This window comes from Thalassolituus pacificus (assembly GCF_025318105.1).
Taxonomy (GTDB): domain Bacteria; phylum Pseudomonadota; class Gammaproteobacteria; order Pseudomonadales; family Oceanobacteraceae; genus Venatoribacter; species Venatoribacter pacificus.
In genome coordinates, this window is record NZ_JAOANI010000022.1 from 57565 (window position 1) to 72609 (window position 15045).

The 15045-nt window shown below is 52.7% G+C and carries 13 protein-coding genes; 2 read left to right on the plus strand and 11 right to left on the minus strand.

The window, feature by feature from the left end; genetic code table 11:
- Positions 1-418: 418 nt before the first annotated feature.
- The 3 genes from NYR02_RS13905 to NYR02_RS13915 form a co-directional block, all read right to left on the minus strand.
- Positions 419-1084: a carbonic anhydrase gene (locus NYR02_RS13905; protein WP_260976954.1), complete on the minus strand. Its 666-nt coding sequence runs from the start codon at positions 1082-1084 to the stop codon at positions 419-421.
- A 109-nt stretch (positions 1085-1193) separates the two neighbouring features.
- Positions 1194-2999, minus strand: coding sequence for a sodium-extruding oxaloacetate decarboxylase subunit alpha (oadA, locus tag NYR02_RS13910; RefSeq protein ID WP_260977089.1), 1806 nt, complete (start codon positions 2997-2999; stop codon positions 1194-1196).
- A gap of 19 nt (positions 3000-3018) precedes the next feature.
- On the minus strand, positions 3019-4434 hold the full coding sequence (locus NYR02_RS13915) for an acetyl-CoA carboxylase biotin carboxylase subunit (protein ID WP_260976955.1): 1416 nt from the start codon (positions 4432-4434) through the stop codon (positions 3019-3021).
- A 136-nt stretch (positions 4435-4570) separates the two neighbouring features.
- Between NYR02_RS13915 and NYR02_RS13920 the strand changes: the two genes are divergently transcribed.
- Positions 4571-5527 carry a LysR family transcriptional regulator gene (locus tag NYR02_RS13920; RefSeq protein ID WP_260976956.1) on the plus strand — a complete coding sequence of 319 codons (957 nt, stop codon included), beginning with the start codon at positions 4571-4573 and terminating at the stop codon, positions 5525-5527.
- A gap of 62 nt (positions 5528-5589) precedes the next feature.
- Here NYR02_RS13920 and NYR02_RS13925 read toward each other — a convergent pair whose 3' ends face one another.
- The 3 genes from NYR02_RS13925 to NYR02_RS13935 form a co-directional block, all read right to left on the minus strand.
- A complete protein-coding gene (locus NYR02_RS13925) occupies positions 5590-5715 on the minus strand; it encodes a hypothetical protein (RefSeq protein WP_260976957.1) in 126 nt (41 codons plus the stop codon).
- Positions 5716-5757: 42 nt separating this feature from the next.
- Entirely contained in the window at positions 5758-5967 is a 210-nt protein-coding gene (locus NYR02_RS13930; protein WP_260976958.1) for a hypothetical protein, read from the minus strand.
- Positions 5968-6041: 74 nt separating this feature from the next.
- Complete coding sequence (locus tag NYR02_RS13935) at positions 6042-7022, minus strand: GlxA family transcriptional regulator (RefSeq protein WP_260976959.1); 981 nt, start codon at positions 7020-7022, stop codon at positions 6042-6044.
- Between the two features lie 107 nt (positions 7023-7129).
- On the opposite strand from NYR02_RS13935, the gene NYR02_RS13940 reads away from it, so the two are divergent.
- Positions 7130-7672 carry a thioesterase family protein gene (locus tag NYR02_RS13940; RefSeq protein ID WP_260976960.1) on the plus strand — a complete coding sequence of 181 codons (543 nt, stop codon included), beginning with the start codon at positions 7130-7132 and terminating at the stop codon, positions 7670-7672.
- 163 nt (positions 7673-7835) lie between these two features.
- Here NYR02_RS13940 and ahpF read toward each other — a convergent pair whose 3' ends face one another.
- The 5 genes from ahpF to rnr form a co-directional block, all read right to left on the minus strand.
- Complete coding sequence (ahpF, locus tag NYR02_RS13945) at positions 7836-9389, minus strand: alkyl hydroperoxide reductase subunit F (protein WP_260976961.1); 1554 nt, start codon at positions 9387-9389, stop codon at positions 7836-7838.
- 276 nt (positions 9390-9665) lie between these two features.
- A complete protein-coding gene (gene ahpC, locus NYR02_RS13950; protein WP_260976962.1) occupies positions 9666-10223 on the minus strand; it encodes an alkyl hydroperoxide reductase subunit C in 558 nt (185 codons plus the stop codon).
- A 215-nt stretch (positions 10224-10438) separates the two neighbouring features.
- Complete coding sequence (locus NYR02_RS13955) at positions 10439-11521, minus strand: mechanosensitive ion channel family protein (RefSeq protein ID WP_260976963.1); 1083 nt, start codon at positions 11519-11521, stop codon at positions 10439-10441.
- 89 nt (positions 11522-11610) lie between these two features.
- Positions 11611-12354 (minus strand): 23S rRNA (guanosine(2251)-2'-O)-methyltransferase RlmB, encoded by a 744-nt coding sequence (gene rlmB / locus NYR02_RS13960; RefSeq protein ID WP_260976964.1) that lies wholly within the window; start codon positions 12352-12354, stop codon positions 11611-11613.
- Positions 12355-12361: 7 nt separating this feature from the next.
- Entirely contained in the window at positions 12362-14998 is a 2637-nt protein-coding gene (gene rnr / locus NYR02_RS13965) for a ribonuclease R (protein ID WP_260976965.1), read from the minus strand.
- Positions 14999-15045: the final 47 nt, after the last annotated feature.

Here is a 15045-nt window from a genome sequence, read left to right on the forward strand (position 1 = left end):
AACGAGACCGACGAGACCAAAGTCGAAGTATGAACTGTGTTTAAATAAAAACCGGTCACCCTGAGCGCGCAGCAGTCGAAGGGTTTAACAAACAGATTTGGCGTAGCCCTTCTACATATTATCTTGAGCCTGCCCTTCGACACGCTCGTCCCTCGCTGCTCAGGGCGAACGGAGTGATAAGTTTCCTTCGTGGCTTCCTTCGACAAGCTCAGTACCGACGAGACCGACGAGATCAAAGTCGAAGTATGAACTGTGTTTAAATAAAAACCGGTCACCCTATCCGTTCACCCTGAGCGCGCCATTCGACAGGCTCAGGACGAACGGGATCAAGTCGAAGGGTCGACAAGCTCAGCACCGACGAGACGAACGGAAAAATGCGAAGTATGAACGGTGTTTAAATAAAATCCGTTCGTGCTGATCAGTCAGAAACCTGTTCAATAATGTCCGCATAGTGCGCAGAGAAGTCATTAAAGGTATCGCTGTTATGACTGCAGCAGCGGATTCCGCCGCTTTTAATATCGTATACCCAACCATGAATGCTGACTTTTTTCGTTGCTAGCTTGGCGGCAACGACCGGATGTGTACGCAGATGCTGTACCTGCTGTAATACGTTTTCTTCGATGGCTTCGTTCAGGTGTTCGCTTTCAAGGCACTGATCGGATGGAATGCCGTTACGTTCACGCACAATTTCCATTGCTGAACGGCAATGACCCAACCACTCTTTAACGTGCGGCAGACCTTTAAGCTTGGTCATATCCAATGCGCCCTTGATCGCGCCGCAGTCGGTATGGCCGCAAACGATAATATGGCGCACACCCAGTACGGCAACGGCGTATTCAATAGAGGCCGTCATACCACCGGTTTCGTTGGAATGCGGAGGAATAATATTACCGGCATTGCGACAGATAAACAGATCACCGGGGGCTGAGCCGGTAACCATATTCGGGTCTATACGGGAGTCCGAGCAGGTAATAAACAGTACATCCGGATTCTGGCCATCGTCGGCCAGCGCACCAAACAGGTCTTTCTGTTGCGGATACACATTCTGCTTAAAATTCAGTACGCCACGTATCAATTTTTCCACTGCAATTCCCCTTATCAACGGCGCTAAGAATACGGTATTCCCTCCGCAAGAAACATGATTTTCTCAGCGGACTGTTGTGCCGCTTACGACACAACAATCCGCTTTGGTATCAGCCGATTTCAATCAGCACTTCTCCCGGTGTTACCCGGTCGCCTTTGCTGACATGCACCGCCTGCACTGTACCGGCGATATTGGCATGAACCTCGGTTTCCATTTTCATTGCTTCGGCAATTAATACCGACTGCCCGGCTTCCACGCTGTCACCTTCTTTCACCAGCACTTCGACGATATTGCCCGGCATGGCGGCACTGACGTGGCCCGGCTGCGTCGCACGCTTACGGCCGCTGCTACCTTCGGCGACGTATTCGTTGAGTGATTCAAAAATCACTTCTTCCGGCATACCATCCAGCGACAGATACAGCTTGCGCTTACCGGCACCGGAATCACCGACCCCGGTAATAGCCACTTCGTAGCTTTCGCCGTGTACATCAATGCGGAATTCGGTCGCCATCGATTCAGCCATGCGACCTTTGCCCTTCTGATCAAGCGGCAGCAGCTCTTCCGGCTTCAGGGTGCCATCGGCACGTTGCTGCAGGAATTCACGACCCAGATCCGGGAACATGGCAAAGGTCAGTACATCTTCTTCGCTTTGCGCCAGAGTGCCGATATCGTCACGCAGTTTGTTCATTTCCGGGCTTAATAAATCCGCCGGACGGCCATCGTTAACGCTTTCGTTGCCAATGGCTTTTTTCTGCAGCTCGGCATTAACTGCAGCCGGTGCGGCACCGTAACCACCCTGCAGGTAACGCTTAACTTCGTTGGTGATGGTTTTATAGCGCTGACCTGCCAGCACGTTGTACACCGCCTGGGTGCCAACAATTTGTGAGGTGGGCGTTACCAGCGGCGGAAAACCCAGGTCTTCCCGTACGCGTGGAATTTCGGCAAATACCTCACGGATTTTATCCAGCGCGTTCTGCTCTTTCAGCTGATTGGCCAGGTTGGACATCATGCCGCCCGGCACCTGATTGATCTGCACGGAGACATCTTCGCGGGTAAATTCACTTTCAAACTGGTGATATTTTTTACGCACTTCACGGAAGTAATCGGCAATTTCACCCAGTAATTCCAGATCCAGACCGGTGTCGTATTCGGTGCCTTTTAATGCCGCGACCTGCGACTCAGTCGCCGGATGACTGGTGCCTGAAGCAAACGAAGAAATCGCGGTGTCGATACGGTCGGCACCGGCCTCAATCGCTTTTAACTGACACAGCGGCGCCAGACCGGCGGTGGAGTGGCTGTGAATAACCAGTGGCACATCAATGGCGGCTTTAATGGCTTTGACCAATTCATAGGTGCCGTACGGGGTGAGCAGGCCGGCCATATCTTTAATGACAATCGAATCGGCGCCCATGGCCTGCATGGCTTTGGCCTGCTCTACAAATAAGGCCGGCGTGTGTACCGGACTGGTGGTATAGCAGATGGTGCCCTGCGCATGTTTGCCGGCTTTTTTGACGGCTTTCATCGCGGTTTCAATGTTACGCAGATCGTTCAGTGCATCGAATACACGGAATACATCAATGCCGTTATCCGCCGCTTTTTGCACAAAGGCTTCCACCACGTCATCGGCGTAATGGCGATAACCGAGCAAGTTCTGTCCGCGCAGTAACATTTGCAGGCGGGTATTGGGCAGTGCTTTTTTCAGCTGGCGCAGACGCTCCCACGGATCTTCTTTAAGAAAACGAACACAGGCATCAAAGGTGGCACCACCCCAGACTTCCAGTGACCAGTAGCCGACTTTATCCAGCTTGTCGCAGATCGGCAGCATGTCTTCGGTACGCATACGGGTAGCGATCAGCGACTGGTGCGCATCGCGCAGAACCACATCGGTGACTTCAATTTTTTTCACGTTACTCATCATTCATTCCTCCTGCGGATTACCAGCCGGCGTGTGCGGCAATGGCTGCGGCAATGGCCAGCGCAACTTCGCTGGGGTGACGTTTTTCTGAATAATTCAATAATTCCGGATGGGTCGGCACAAAGCTGGTGTCGAATTCCGCCCGTTTAAAATCGGCGTTACTGAGAATTTGCTGGTAATAATTGGCGGTGGTTTTAATGCCATGCAGGCGCATGTCATCCAATGCACGCTGACCACGGGCAATCACCTCTTCCCAGGTCAGTGCCCAAACCACCAGTTTTAAACACATGGAGTCGTAATAGGGCGGAATTTCATAGCCGGTATAAATGGCGGTATCGACCCGGACTCCCGGCCCACCCGGCGCGTAGTAGTGAGAAATACGGCCAAAACTTGGCAGAAAATCGTTTTTCGGATCTTCGGCGTTAATACGGAACTGCAGGGCAAAACCGCGATAGGCAATATCTTCCTGGCGATAACTGAGCGGCAGGCCTGCGGCAATGCGCAGCTGCTCACGCACGATATCCACCCCGGTAATCTGCTCGGTAATGGTGTGCTCGACCTGCACGCGGGTATTCATTTCCATGAAATACACTTCGTTGCCGGTCAGCAGGAATTCAACCGTTCCGGCATTTTCGTAGCCGACGGCGGCGGCGGCTTTTACTGCCAGACCACCAATATACTGGCGCTGCTCCGGCGTTAACTGTGGGCTTGGCGCTATCTCGATCAGCTTCTGGTTACGGCGCTGAATAGAGCAGTCACGTTCGTACAGATGCACCACGTTGCCGTGGCTGTCAGCCAGAATCTGTACCTCAATATGACGCGGGTTAACGATGCACTTTTCCATAAACACATCGGCGGAACCGAAGGCTTTGGTGGCTTCGGAAATAACCCGCGGGTATTGGGCTTTTAAATCATCGGCAGAATCACAGCGGCGGATACCACGACCGCCGCCACCGGAAGTGGCTTTCAGCATCACCGGATAACCGATTTCAGCGGCCAGTTTAAGAGCTTCGTCGAGATCGGCCAGGTTGCCATCGGACCCCGGAGTAATCGGCACGCCAGCGGTACGCATGGAATCACGCGCCTGGGTCTTATCACCCATTTTGTGGATAACGTCCGATTTGGGGCCAATAAAGGTGACGCCTTTCTGCTCACACAAGCGGGCGAACTCAGCATTCTCTGACAGGAAGCCGTAGCCCGGATGAATGGCATCGCAGCCGGTTTCCAATGCCAGATTCACAATGCGCAGCGGATCGAGATAACCCGCCAATGGATCTTCACCCAGCATATAAGCTTCGTCCGCGCGCTTAACATGCAGAGCGTAGCGATCCGGTTCGGTATAGATAGCCACCGAGCGGATGCCCATTTCGGCGCAGGCGCGCACGATACGGACGGCAATCTCGCCGCGGTTAGCAATAAGAACTTTCTTCAGCATGGGGAACTCCTCGTTCGTAGTCCCGGAGTGAAAGGGTGAATCCAGCTTAGACAACTCAAGATCAAAGCAAAAATTGATATTTCTTTCCCAACCTATAAGGTATTACTTATAGATAACAACCCAAGAGCAAACTAACATGCCGCTCAGCGTGCAAAAATTAGCCAGCCGACTGACTTTTCGCCAATTGCAGGTGTTCGACGCAGTATACGAGCTGAAAAGTTACAGTAAGGCGGGCGAGATGCTGGGCCTGACTCAACCGGCCGTCAGCAGCCAGATGCGGCAACTGGAGCAGGCGCTCGGTATGCCACTGTTTGAATACGTGGGCCGCCGTTTGTTTACCACTGCGGCAGCGGAAAAGCTGGCTCAGAGCGTGAACGGCATTTTCGGCGAATTGCGCAAGCTTCAGACCGAACTGGCCGAACTGGACGGTAAAGTGGCTGGTGAGCTGAAACTGGTGGCGGTGAATACCGCGCAATATGTGGTGCCGTATCTGCTGCGGGCGTTTCTCAATCTGTATCCGCAGATCAACGTCAGCGTACGCGTGGTCAACCGTGCCGCCGCCATCCAGCGCCTGAACGATAACAGCGATGATCTGGTGATTATGGGGATGGTGCCGACCGAAAAGCCGCTGGCCTCGCTGCCGTTTCTGAATAACGAGCTGGTGCCGGTTGTACCGGCAGAGCATCCGCTGTTGCAGCAGCACAACGTAACAGCACAGGAGTTTCTCGACAGTCATCTGCTGATGCGGGAAGCCGGTTCCGGCAGCCGTCTGGCGCTGGAAGTGCATTGTCAGCAGCAGCGCCTGCGGCTGAAGCCCAGCATGGAAATCGGCTCCAACGATGCCGTTAAACATGCAGTGATTGCCGGCCTTGGTGTGGCCGTACTGCCCAAACTCAGCATTCTGCCGGAACTGGAACTCGGCACGTTAAAGGTGCTGGATGTTGCCGGTTTTCCACTGCGCCGCAGCTGGTGCGTGGTATATCCTCAGGCCAAGCATCCAACCCCCGCCATGAAAGCGTTTATTGATTATATTCAGCAGAACATTAAACAATTTGAGCAGGTTTTTCTGCGCAACTCGCAGCTAAGATCCTGACTCGTGGCGCATAAAAAAAGCGACATCAATGATGCCGCTTTTTTGTTTAAAGCCGGGAGATATTAAGCGGCTTTTTTCAGTTTTTTCTTCAGAGACTTCAGCTTGCCTTCTTGCTTAGAGATTTTGGCCTTACGCGCTTTGATCTCTTTTTTCAGGCTAACGACTTTTTTGGATACTTTCTTAGACATAATAAATTCCTTCTTTATCTTGAGATGTGCAATTACGCACTGTTAGTCATCAATCTGCTGATTTTTCCGGATAAAGCTGCGGATAAATCGTCGGACTTCACGGGCGGCACTGGTATCCAGCTCTTCGCACAGAGCAAGAAACTGCTCCCGCTCTTCGCCATTAATTCGGATAAGCAGCTGCGCATCATTCTTAACAGCTTTGGCCTTTTTACTGCGACTGCCTTTTACGGCATCGACTTTTGCCTTATCCACGACGTCTGAAACCCACTAAGACTGAAGAGATACTTATGATATACAATGTATATCATAATGCAATACGTTAGTTGTTAATCAGACGGCTGCGCTCTGACCTTTGGCTGAAACTGTTTACGATAGGCCGCTGGCGACAACCCTACCCGCTGGCGAAACAGACGACGGAATGAGTTGCTGTCTTCATACCCAACCGCCAGCGTGATGCTGTCAATCGTCATGCGGGTCGATTCAATCAGTTGCTTGGCTTTTTCTATGCGCAGTGCCTGCAGGTAAGCCAGCGGAGCCTGCCCCGTCGCCTCTTTGAAACGACGTTTAAAGTTACGCACACCAAAGCCGAAACGACTGGCCAGCTCATCGATGACCAGTGCTCCGGCAAAGTGTTCGTCCAGCCAGTTCTGTACTTTCAGAATATCCTGATCGCTGTGATTTTTCGGCGCCGCCCATAAGGCATACGGGCTTTGCACACTGCGGACATTGTCGATTAATAAATAACGGCTGCAGGTTTGTGCCAGCTCTAACGATGCAAAACGGCGTATAAGATGCAGCAGCAGATCCATAACGGCTGTCGCTCCGCCGCTGCTGATCAGCTGACCGTCTTCGCACAGCATTTGCTGCTCATCCAGCCTGACCTGCGGAAAGCTGCGCCGGAACAGCCCGGCAAAAGCCCAGTGAGTCGTCACCCGCATGCCATCGGCAAGACCGCTTTCGGCCAATAAAAATGTTGCATTACACATGGTGGCAATCGTCGCGCCCTGGCGGTAACGCTCTCTCAGCCAGGCCCGGTAACGATCAAACTCCGGCATTGCCTGCTGCAGACTGAAGAGAAACCCCGGAATTACAATCAGATCGGTCTGGTGGATATCAGTTATCCCACCGTCCACGCTCAGCAGCTGACCGGCTGACGTTGCTACCGGCAAACCATCCAGCGACACCGTACGCAGCTCAAACAGCGGCTTCTCCTGACCGGCAAACAGATTGGCGGCGTAAAAAATTTCCTGCGCCATGGTCGCACTGGCCGCAGAACACTGGTCAGCCAGCAACAAAGTAACGTGCATAATGCCCTCACTTGCAGGTATCGCATGAAACAAGTCATTTATGCACATACAACGCCGAAACCGCAAGCCTTAGACTGCCCGCCTGTTTAATCAGTAGGAAAGTGAAGATGAATCTCTGGTTCCGTTTGTTATTGATGTTGCTGCGCCGCCCGTGGCGCAAGCCGGTCGGCGGCCTCGACACCACCGTGGTGAAAATGCGCGTATGGCCACTGGACCTGGATTTTAACCGCCATGTAACCAATGGCCGTTACTTCACCATGGCCGATGTCGGGCGTATGGATTACGTATTACACAGCGGCGCCTACAAAGTTGCCCTGCGCCATAAAGCGTTTCCGATTGTCGGTGATGTCTGGGGAAAATTCCGCCGTGAGCTGCGGTTATTTGAGGCCTTTGAAATTCACAGCCGAATGCTCGGCTGGGATGATAAATGGGTCTTTGTTGAACACCGTTTTATACGCAAAGAACGCGTGATTGGCGTGGTGATGATGCGTGGCCTGTTCCGTTCGGCAAAAGGGCTGATTGACCCGCAGGAGTTTATCGCTGAGATGAACCTTGATCCGCAATCACCACCGCTGCCAGAGTGGCTCAGCGCATGGTCAGAAAGTTGCGACGGCATGAGCGCCCAGCTGCGCGACGAAGAGCTCTGCTGAACAATCTGGCCGGGATTACCGGCCAGTCAGCGTTTTCGGCAGTCCACTTTGATGCAATTAAAAACAAAAACGGCCCGGCAGCAATCATTGCTACCGGGCCGTGGGCTGCTTGTCTGTTCCCAACAAGCATTCAGGGTGCTGAATTTTTAAATTATGCGGTCGTTCAGTTACGGATTAAGTAATCGAAGGAACCCAGTGCAGCCGTTGCACCTGCGCCCATCGAAATAATAATCTGCTTGTACGCCACATTGGTGCAGTCACCGGCGGCGAATACGCCCGGTACATTGGTCTGGCCATGGCCGTCGATAATAATCTCGCCACGCTCAGTCAGCTCGACCGTTCCTTTCAGGAATTCGGTATTCGGCACCAGACCAATCTGTACGAAGATACCCGCCAGTTCGATCACATGGCTTTCGCCGGTATTACGGTCCTGGTATTTAATCGCCGTTACCCGCTCACCGTCGCCAATCACTTCAGTGGTCATCGCCATTTTAATAATGTCGATATTGGCGGTGGCTTCGGCTTTTTTCACCAGCACGGCATCGGCACGCAACACATCGGAAAATTCCAGCACGGTGACGTGCTCGACAAGTCCGGCGAGGTCAATGGCGGCTTCGATACCGGAGTTACCACCACCGATCACTGCAACGCGTTTGCCTTTAAATAACGGGCCATCGCAGTGTGGGCAGAAGCATACGCCTTTGGCTTTGTATTCCTGCTCGCCGGGTACGTTCATTTCTCTCCAGCGTGCACCGGTGGCGAGAATAACGGATTTACCCGCCAGTACCGCACCGTTTTCCAGTTCAACTTCGGTTAAACCGGAATCGGTTTTGCGCACCGCCACGGCTTTCTGGGTTTTCATTACATCCACGTCGTATTCTTTAACGTGTTCTTCCAGATGAGCGACCAGCTTTGGCCCTTCGGTGTATGGCACGGAAATAAAGTTTTCGATGCCGACCGTGTCAGCTACCTGGCCACCAAAACGCTCAGCCAGCAGACCGGTACGGATGCCTTTACGCGCCGCGTAAATTGCAGCTGAAGCACCTGCCGGGCCACCGCCCACCACAAGCACATCAAACGGATCTTTATCGGCCAGCGCCGCCGCGGCTTTGGCATCGGCGTCGTCATCTACTTTATTGAGGATTTCCGCCAGCGTCATTTTACCGTTGGCCAGCACTTCACCATTCAGGTACAGCGATGGTACGGCCATAATGTTGCGCTCTTTCACTTCATCCGGAAATACGCCGCCGTCGATCATAGTGGCAGTCACGTTCGGATTCAGCGCGGCCATTAAATTAACCGCCTGCACAACATCAGGACAGTTGTGGCACGACAGCGATACATAAACTTCAAAATTCAGGGGGCGGCTCAGGGATTTTGCCTGATCCTGCAACGCCTGATCTTCTTTCGACGGGTGACTGCCCGCCTGTAATAAAGCCAGCACCAGCGAGGTAAACTCGTGGCCCATTGGCACACCGGCAAAAGCCACACGGGCTTCGCTGCCCGCTTTGGCAATGGTCATTACCGGAGAACGGCCATCGATTTTTTCGTTGGTGGTGGTCAGAGAAATCTGGTTATTCAGTTCTGCGATTTCACGCGCCAGAGTTTCCAGTTCTTTGGATTTTGGCGAATCATTAACAGACACCTGCAGTTCAATCGGATTACGCAGATTGTTCAGGTAGGTGCCTAATTGTTGTTTCATATTTGCATCAAGCATGGAAATACCGTCCGATTGAATATTTTTAAAACGGCTCCGGAAAACCGGAGCCGGGTGTTGCATTTACAGTGCCGGCCCGAAGCCGGCTGCATTTGGCAAAGCCTGCGCAATTGACTGCAGGCTGCCCGAAGCATTTGGTACAGCGGACTCGCGCACCGAAGCGTTGGCGAGGCCGACAGCGCTAGGCAAAAGCCGATGAAGAAGCGGAGCTTAGTGGGCTAAGTGAGCATTCTGAATCGGCTTTTAACAACGCGATGTCAACGCAGCCAGCTTCGATCAGATTTTGCCAACCAGATCGAGGGACGGAGCTAACGTCGCTTCGCCTTCTTTCCACTTAGCCGGGCACACTTCACCTGGGTGGGCAGCCACGTACTGAGCCGCTTTCACTTTGCGCAGCAGGTCGTCTGCATCACGGCCGATGCCTTCTGCAGTGATTTCCATGGCCTGGATTACACCCTGTGGGTCAACCAGGAACGTGGCGCGGTCTGCCAGGCCCTGACCTTCACGCATTACACCGAAGTTGTTGGTGATGGTGCCGGTCTGGTCGCCAACCATGTAGTAGTTGATCTTGCCGATGGTTTCAGAGCTGTCGTGCCATGCTTTGTGGCAGAAGTGAGTGTCGGTAGACACTGAGAATACTTCGACGCCCAGCTTCTGCAGTTCTTCGTATTTGTCAGCCACGTCGCCCAGTTCAGTTGGACATACGAAAGTAAAATCGGCTGGGTAGAAGAAGAATACAGCCCACTTGCCTTTAACATCGGCTTCGGTGATTTCTACGAACTCGCCTTGTTTAAAAGCGGTTGCTGCAAAGGGTTTGATTTCAGTGTTGATCATGTCCTGCTCCATCAATAATGTTGTGTGTTGGGAACAGGAACTATAGTAGGGATATGCTTCTGATTAGTTAAATTGATCTTTTCAAAGAGGGCTATTGGTTATAGCTATTGAACTGCCAGAAGAGCCATTCTGGAAGACGGGGCCTGACCTGCAGAATGCAGTTCAGGCCCTCTTATTAGCCGGGCAGGCCTTGTCAGCCCTGGGCTAAAGCCTGATCAGCGCTGTGCCGGAACCGTACCAGCCAGTTGCGGCGGCACTGAGTCCAGATGCAGCGTGCGGGTCGGGAAGGCACAGTCGCCACCCTTCTCGTGGATGATATTCAGTACTTTCAGCAGTACATCCTGCTTGATCTCGTGGAATTTCACCCAATCAGTGGTTTTGGTAAAGGTGTAGATAAAGAAATCCAGACTGGATTCAGCAAAGCTGTTGAAGTTAACAATCAGCGTCTGGTTGGTATCAATTTCCGGATGCTCAAGAAGCATGGCACGCACCCCTTCCATAATCGCCGGCAAATGGCGTGAATCCTGATAACGGATACCAATGGTTTCGTAGATACGACGATTGGTCATGCGCGATGGGTTTTCCACTGAGATACTGGTAAACACCGAGTTCGGCACATACAGCGGACGCTTATCAAAGGTACGGATACGGGTAACGCGAAAGCCGATATTTTCCACCGTGCCTTCAATACTGCGATCCGGCGAACGCACCCAGTCGCCGACTTTAAAAGGCCGGTCGAGGTAAACGATTAATGAGCCAAAAAAGTTGGCTAATAAATCTTTGGCAGCCATACCAACAATCAGACCACCGACACCACCGAAGGCGAGTATGCCGGAGATGGAAATACCCAGTAGCTGGAAAATCGGCAGAATAATCAGAATAGTAACGCTGAGTTTGGCCACCTTGCCCACCAGCTGCACCGTAGTAGGATCAATGCCGCTGACAATCTGGCGCTCTTCCACACGGTTAATAAGGCGCCACAGCGCCCAGGCGGTGAGGATAATCAGCGACAGTTGACGCACCACCGGAATGCTGGAAATAATTTCAGAAGAAAAATGGCCCGCAGTAATATCCGCGACCCAGGTTGCGCCGATGGTAAAAATAATCCAGCTGATCGGTACGCCAATCGCTTCCAGCACAATATCGTCCCAGCGATTTTGCGTCGCCTGCGCTAACCGAACCAGACGTTTACGGGTAAAGCGCCATACAGCTCCGGCGATCAGCGTCATGCCCAATGCAATGCTGACATCCCAGAACCAGTCATAATTTTGCGAAATTAAATCGTTCCACCATTCCACGAAGAAGGCTCCATACTTTCAGACAGGGAATTTTTTAAAAAGCAGATAAAGCCGATGATAACGCCTTATCTGCCATTGGGCGCTAACGCTCAGCCTAACTGACGCTGACGTACGGCCTCAAATAAACAAATGCCGGTCGCAACCGACACGTTCACCGAACTGACTTCGCCGGCCATGGGGATATTGACCAGATAATCGCAATGCTCACGGGTCAGACGACGCATCCCTGCGCCTTCAGCTCCCATCACCAGCGCGGTTGGTCCGGTAAAATCCTGCTGATAAATGCTGTGCGTGGCTTCACCGGCGGTGCCGACAATCCAGATACCGCGTTCCTGCAGTTCTTTCATGGTGCGCGCCAGATTCGTAACCTGAATATATGGTACGGCTTCTGCCGCACCGCAGGCCACTTTCGCAACGGTTGCATTCAGTGGTGCCGATTTATCTTTCGGTGCAATAACCACCTGCACGCCAGCAGCATCGGCGGTACGCAGACAAGCGCCCAGATTATGCGGATCGGTAATACCATCCAGAATCAGAATCAGCGCATTACCGCTGATGCCATCGAGAATATCCGGCAGATGTTTCTCGTTTTTATTCTGTATCGGTTTACGCCAGGCAATGATGCCCTGGTGATTACCTTCGTCTGCTTTCTGATTCATCAGGCCTTTATCAGCCTCACGGATATCCAGCCCTTGCTCTGCGGCCAGATCCAGCACACGCTGCATGCGCTGGTCCTGACGGCCTTTCATTACCCACAGCTCCACTACCTGATCCGGACTGCGCTGTAACAGGGTGGTGACGGCGTGCAAGCCGTAAACGGCGTCTAACTTCATTGAGTACTTAACCTATCTTCTTAGCCGGTTTCTTACCGGGTTTTTTCGCCGACTTTTTTGCCGATTTTTTATTGACGGCTTTTTTGCCATCGACGTTCTTTTTCGCATTCAGCTTCTGTCGTTTACTTGGCTTTTTCTTTTTGCCTTTTTCACCGTCAGTTTTTTCAGTGGCTGAAGTATGTTTAACGCCGCTTTTCGCAGCGCGTTTAACGCCACTTTTATTACCGCCATTTTTGGCACCATCTCCAGATTCTGTCGAGGGTGCCCGTGCTTTTTTTTGGCGGCTTGGCTCCAGCGTTTCTTCAGTTACTTTGCCATCAGCCTGTTTGTTACGACGACGCGGTAAGCGTGCAGGCTTAGGTAAATCACTGGCTTTACTGCGCTTGGCATTAACCGGCGCGGTGGTCAGTTCAAAGTCGACTTTGCGTTCGTCGAGATTAACATTCATCACCCGCACCCACAGCTTATCGCCGAGACGGAAGTTGCGGCGCGTACGCTCACCCACCAGACGATGCTTCACCGAATCGAAGTGGTAGTAGTCATTGGCCAGACCGCTGATATGCACCAGACCTTCGACGTAAACATCTTTTAATTCGACGAATAAACCAAAGCCGGTAACGGCGGTGATAACACCTTCAAACTCTTCACCAATACGATCGCTGATAAATTCGCACTTGAGGAAATCCACCACATCGCGGGTTGCATCATCGGCCCGGCGTTCGGTCATGGAGCAGTGTTCGCCCATCACGATCATGGCGGCGGTGTCGTACGGATAGATGGTTTTCTGGGCCAGCGGTTTTGCACCATCGGCACGTTTGACGTGTTTGCATTCACGTTCACTGCGGATCACGCTACGCAGGCCACGATGAACCAGTAAATCGGGATAACGACGAATCGGCGAGGTGAAGTGGGTATAGGCTTTATACGCTAAGCCAAAGTGGCCTTCGTTATCCGGCTTATACACCGCCTGACTGAGTGAGCGCAGCAGAACGGTCTGGATCAAATGTGAATCCGGACGGTCGCCGATCTGGCTCAGCAGTGCCTGGTAATCTTTCGGTGACGGGTCCTGACCATGCGGCATGGATAAACCCACTTCGGCGAGGAAGGACTTAAGGTTCTCAAGTTTCTCCGCGCTCGGGCCATTGTGCACACGGTACAACGCCGGTACGTCATAACGCTGGAAGAAATCGGCGGCACACACGTTAGCGGCCAGCATGCATTCTTCAATCAGCATGTGTGCGGCGTTGCGTTCGGTTGGCACAATTTCCTGAATTTTACGCTCAGCGTCGAATACGATGCGGGTTTCCACCGAATCGAAATCCATCGCGCCGCGCTCTTCGCGCTTGCCACGCAAGATTTTATACAGCCCGTACAGGTTTTCCAGATGGGGGACGACATCTTTATAGTGTTCGCGCCAGGTATCGCCGTCATCACCACGTTCGGGCTGCAGCATTTTCCAGACCTTGTTATAGGTCAGACGCGCATGCGAATGGATGATGCCTTCCATAAACTGATAGCTGGAAATATTACCGGCTTTGGAGATGGTCATTTCGCAGACCATCACCAGACGGTCAACCTGCGGATTAAGCGAACATAAGCCGTTAGACAGTTTTTCCGGCAGCATGGGGACAACAAACTCAGGGAAATACACTGAGTTGCCACGACCATGAGCTTCGACATCGAGCGCCGAACCGGCGTGTACATAATGCGACACATCGGCAATCGCTACGTACAAGCGCCAGCCACCGGTTTTGCGGTTAGGTTCGCAATAGACGGCATCGTCAAAGTCTTTGGCGTCTTCACCATCGATGGTGACAAACGGCAGCTGACGCAGGTCGATACGATGTTTTTTATCGCTGTCTTTAACCTGTTCCGGCAGTTTTTTGGTTTCGACTTTTACCGCATCCGGCCATTCGTGCGGGATATTATGGCTGCGGATGGCCACATCAATTTCCATTCCCGGTGCCAGATGGTCACCCAGCACTTCAACCACTTCACCCAGCGGCAGACCGCCGGGCTTAGGCTGTTCAACAATCTGAACCACGACAAACTGACCATGCTCGGCACCTTTACGGCCTGCCGGCGGGATCAGAATTTCCTGAGCTACGCGCTTGTTATCCGGCTGAACAACACCAACACCGGCCTGATCAAAGTAGCGGCCAACGATTTGCAGGGTATTGCGCTCCAGCACTTCAACAATTTTGCCTTCCGGGCGACCACGGCGATCAAGGCCGAGAATCTGCACGGCAACGCGATCACCATGAAACACTTTGCTCATCTGGCGATTGGAAAGGTAAACGTCATCGGCACCGTCACGCAGTACAAAGCCGTAACCATCACGGTGACCCATTACCATGCCGGTCACCAGATCCACTTTTCGCAGCGGCGCAAACTGGCTGCGACGGTTGCTGATCAGCTGACCATCACGCGACATGGCAATCAAACGGCGGCGCAGAGCTTCTACGCGGTCTTCATCGGTTTCACCCAGCGCCTCGCAGACTTGCGCGTGCGTGGCCGGGTGGCCCAGTTGCTCCAGCAATGCCAGCAGGGCATCACGGCTGGCAACCGGGTTTTCATATTTTTGCGCTTCGGCCTCGGCATTAGGATCATGGAACGGGGCTTTTGGTGCTTTGGAATCCGTCAAGGTGCGGCTCCTGTCATTAGTTTCGTCCAGTATAACGGCAACAGACT

Coding starts and splice junctions, on each gene's coding strand:
- rlmB (WP_260976964.1), bottom strand. CDS start 12,354: ATGAAGTTAGACGCCGTTTACGGCTTGCACGCCGTCACCACCCTGTTA.
- NYR02_RS13920 (WP_260976956.1), top strand. CDS start 4,571: ATGCCGCTCAGCGTGCAAAAATTAGCCAGCCGACTGACTTTTCGCCAA.
- oadA (WP_260977089.1), bottom strand. CDS start 2,999: ATGAGTAACGTGAAAAAAATTGAAGTCACCGATGTGGTTCTGCGCGAT.
- NYR02_RS13935 (WP_260976959.1), bottom strand. CDS start 7,022: ATGCACGTTACTTTGTTGCTGGCTGACCAGTGTTCTGCGGCCAGTGCG.
- ahpF (WP_260976961.1), bottom strand. CDS start 9,389: ATGCTTGATGCAAATATGAAACAACAATTAGGCACCTACCTGAACAAT.
- ahpC (WP_260976962.1), bottom strand. CDS start 10,223: ATGATCAACACTGAAATCAAACCCTTTGCAGCAACCGCTTTTAAACAA.
- NYR02_RS13915 (WP_260976955.1), bottom strand. CDS start 4,434: ATGCTGAAGAAAGTTCTTATTGCTAACCGCGGCGAGATTGCCGTCCGT.
- NYR02_RS13925 (WP_260976957.1), bottom strand. CDS start 5,715: ATGTCTAAGAAAGTATCCAAAAAAGTCGTTAGCCTGAAAAAAGAGATC.
- NYR02_RS13940 (WP_260976960.1), top strand. CDS start 7,130: ATGAATCTCTGGTTCCGTTTGTTATTGATGTTGCTGCGCCGCCCGTGG.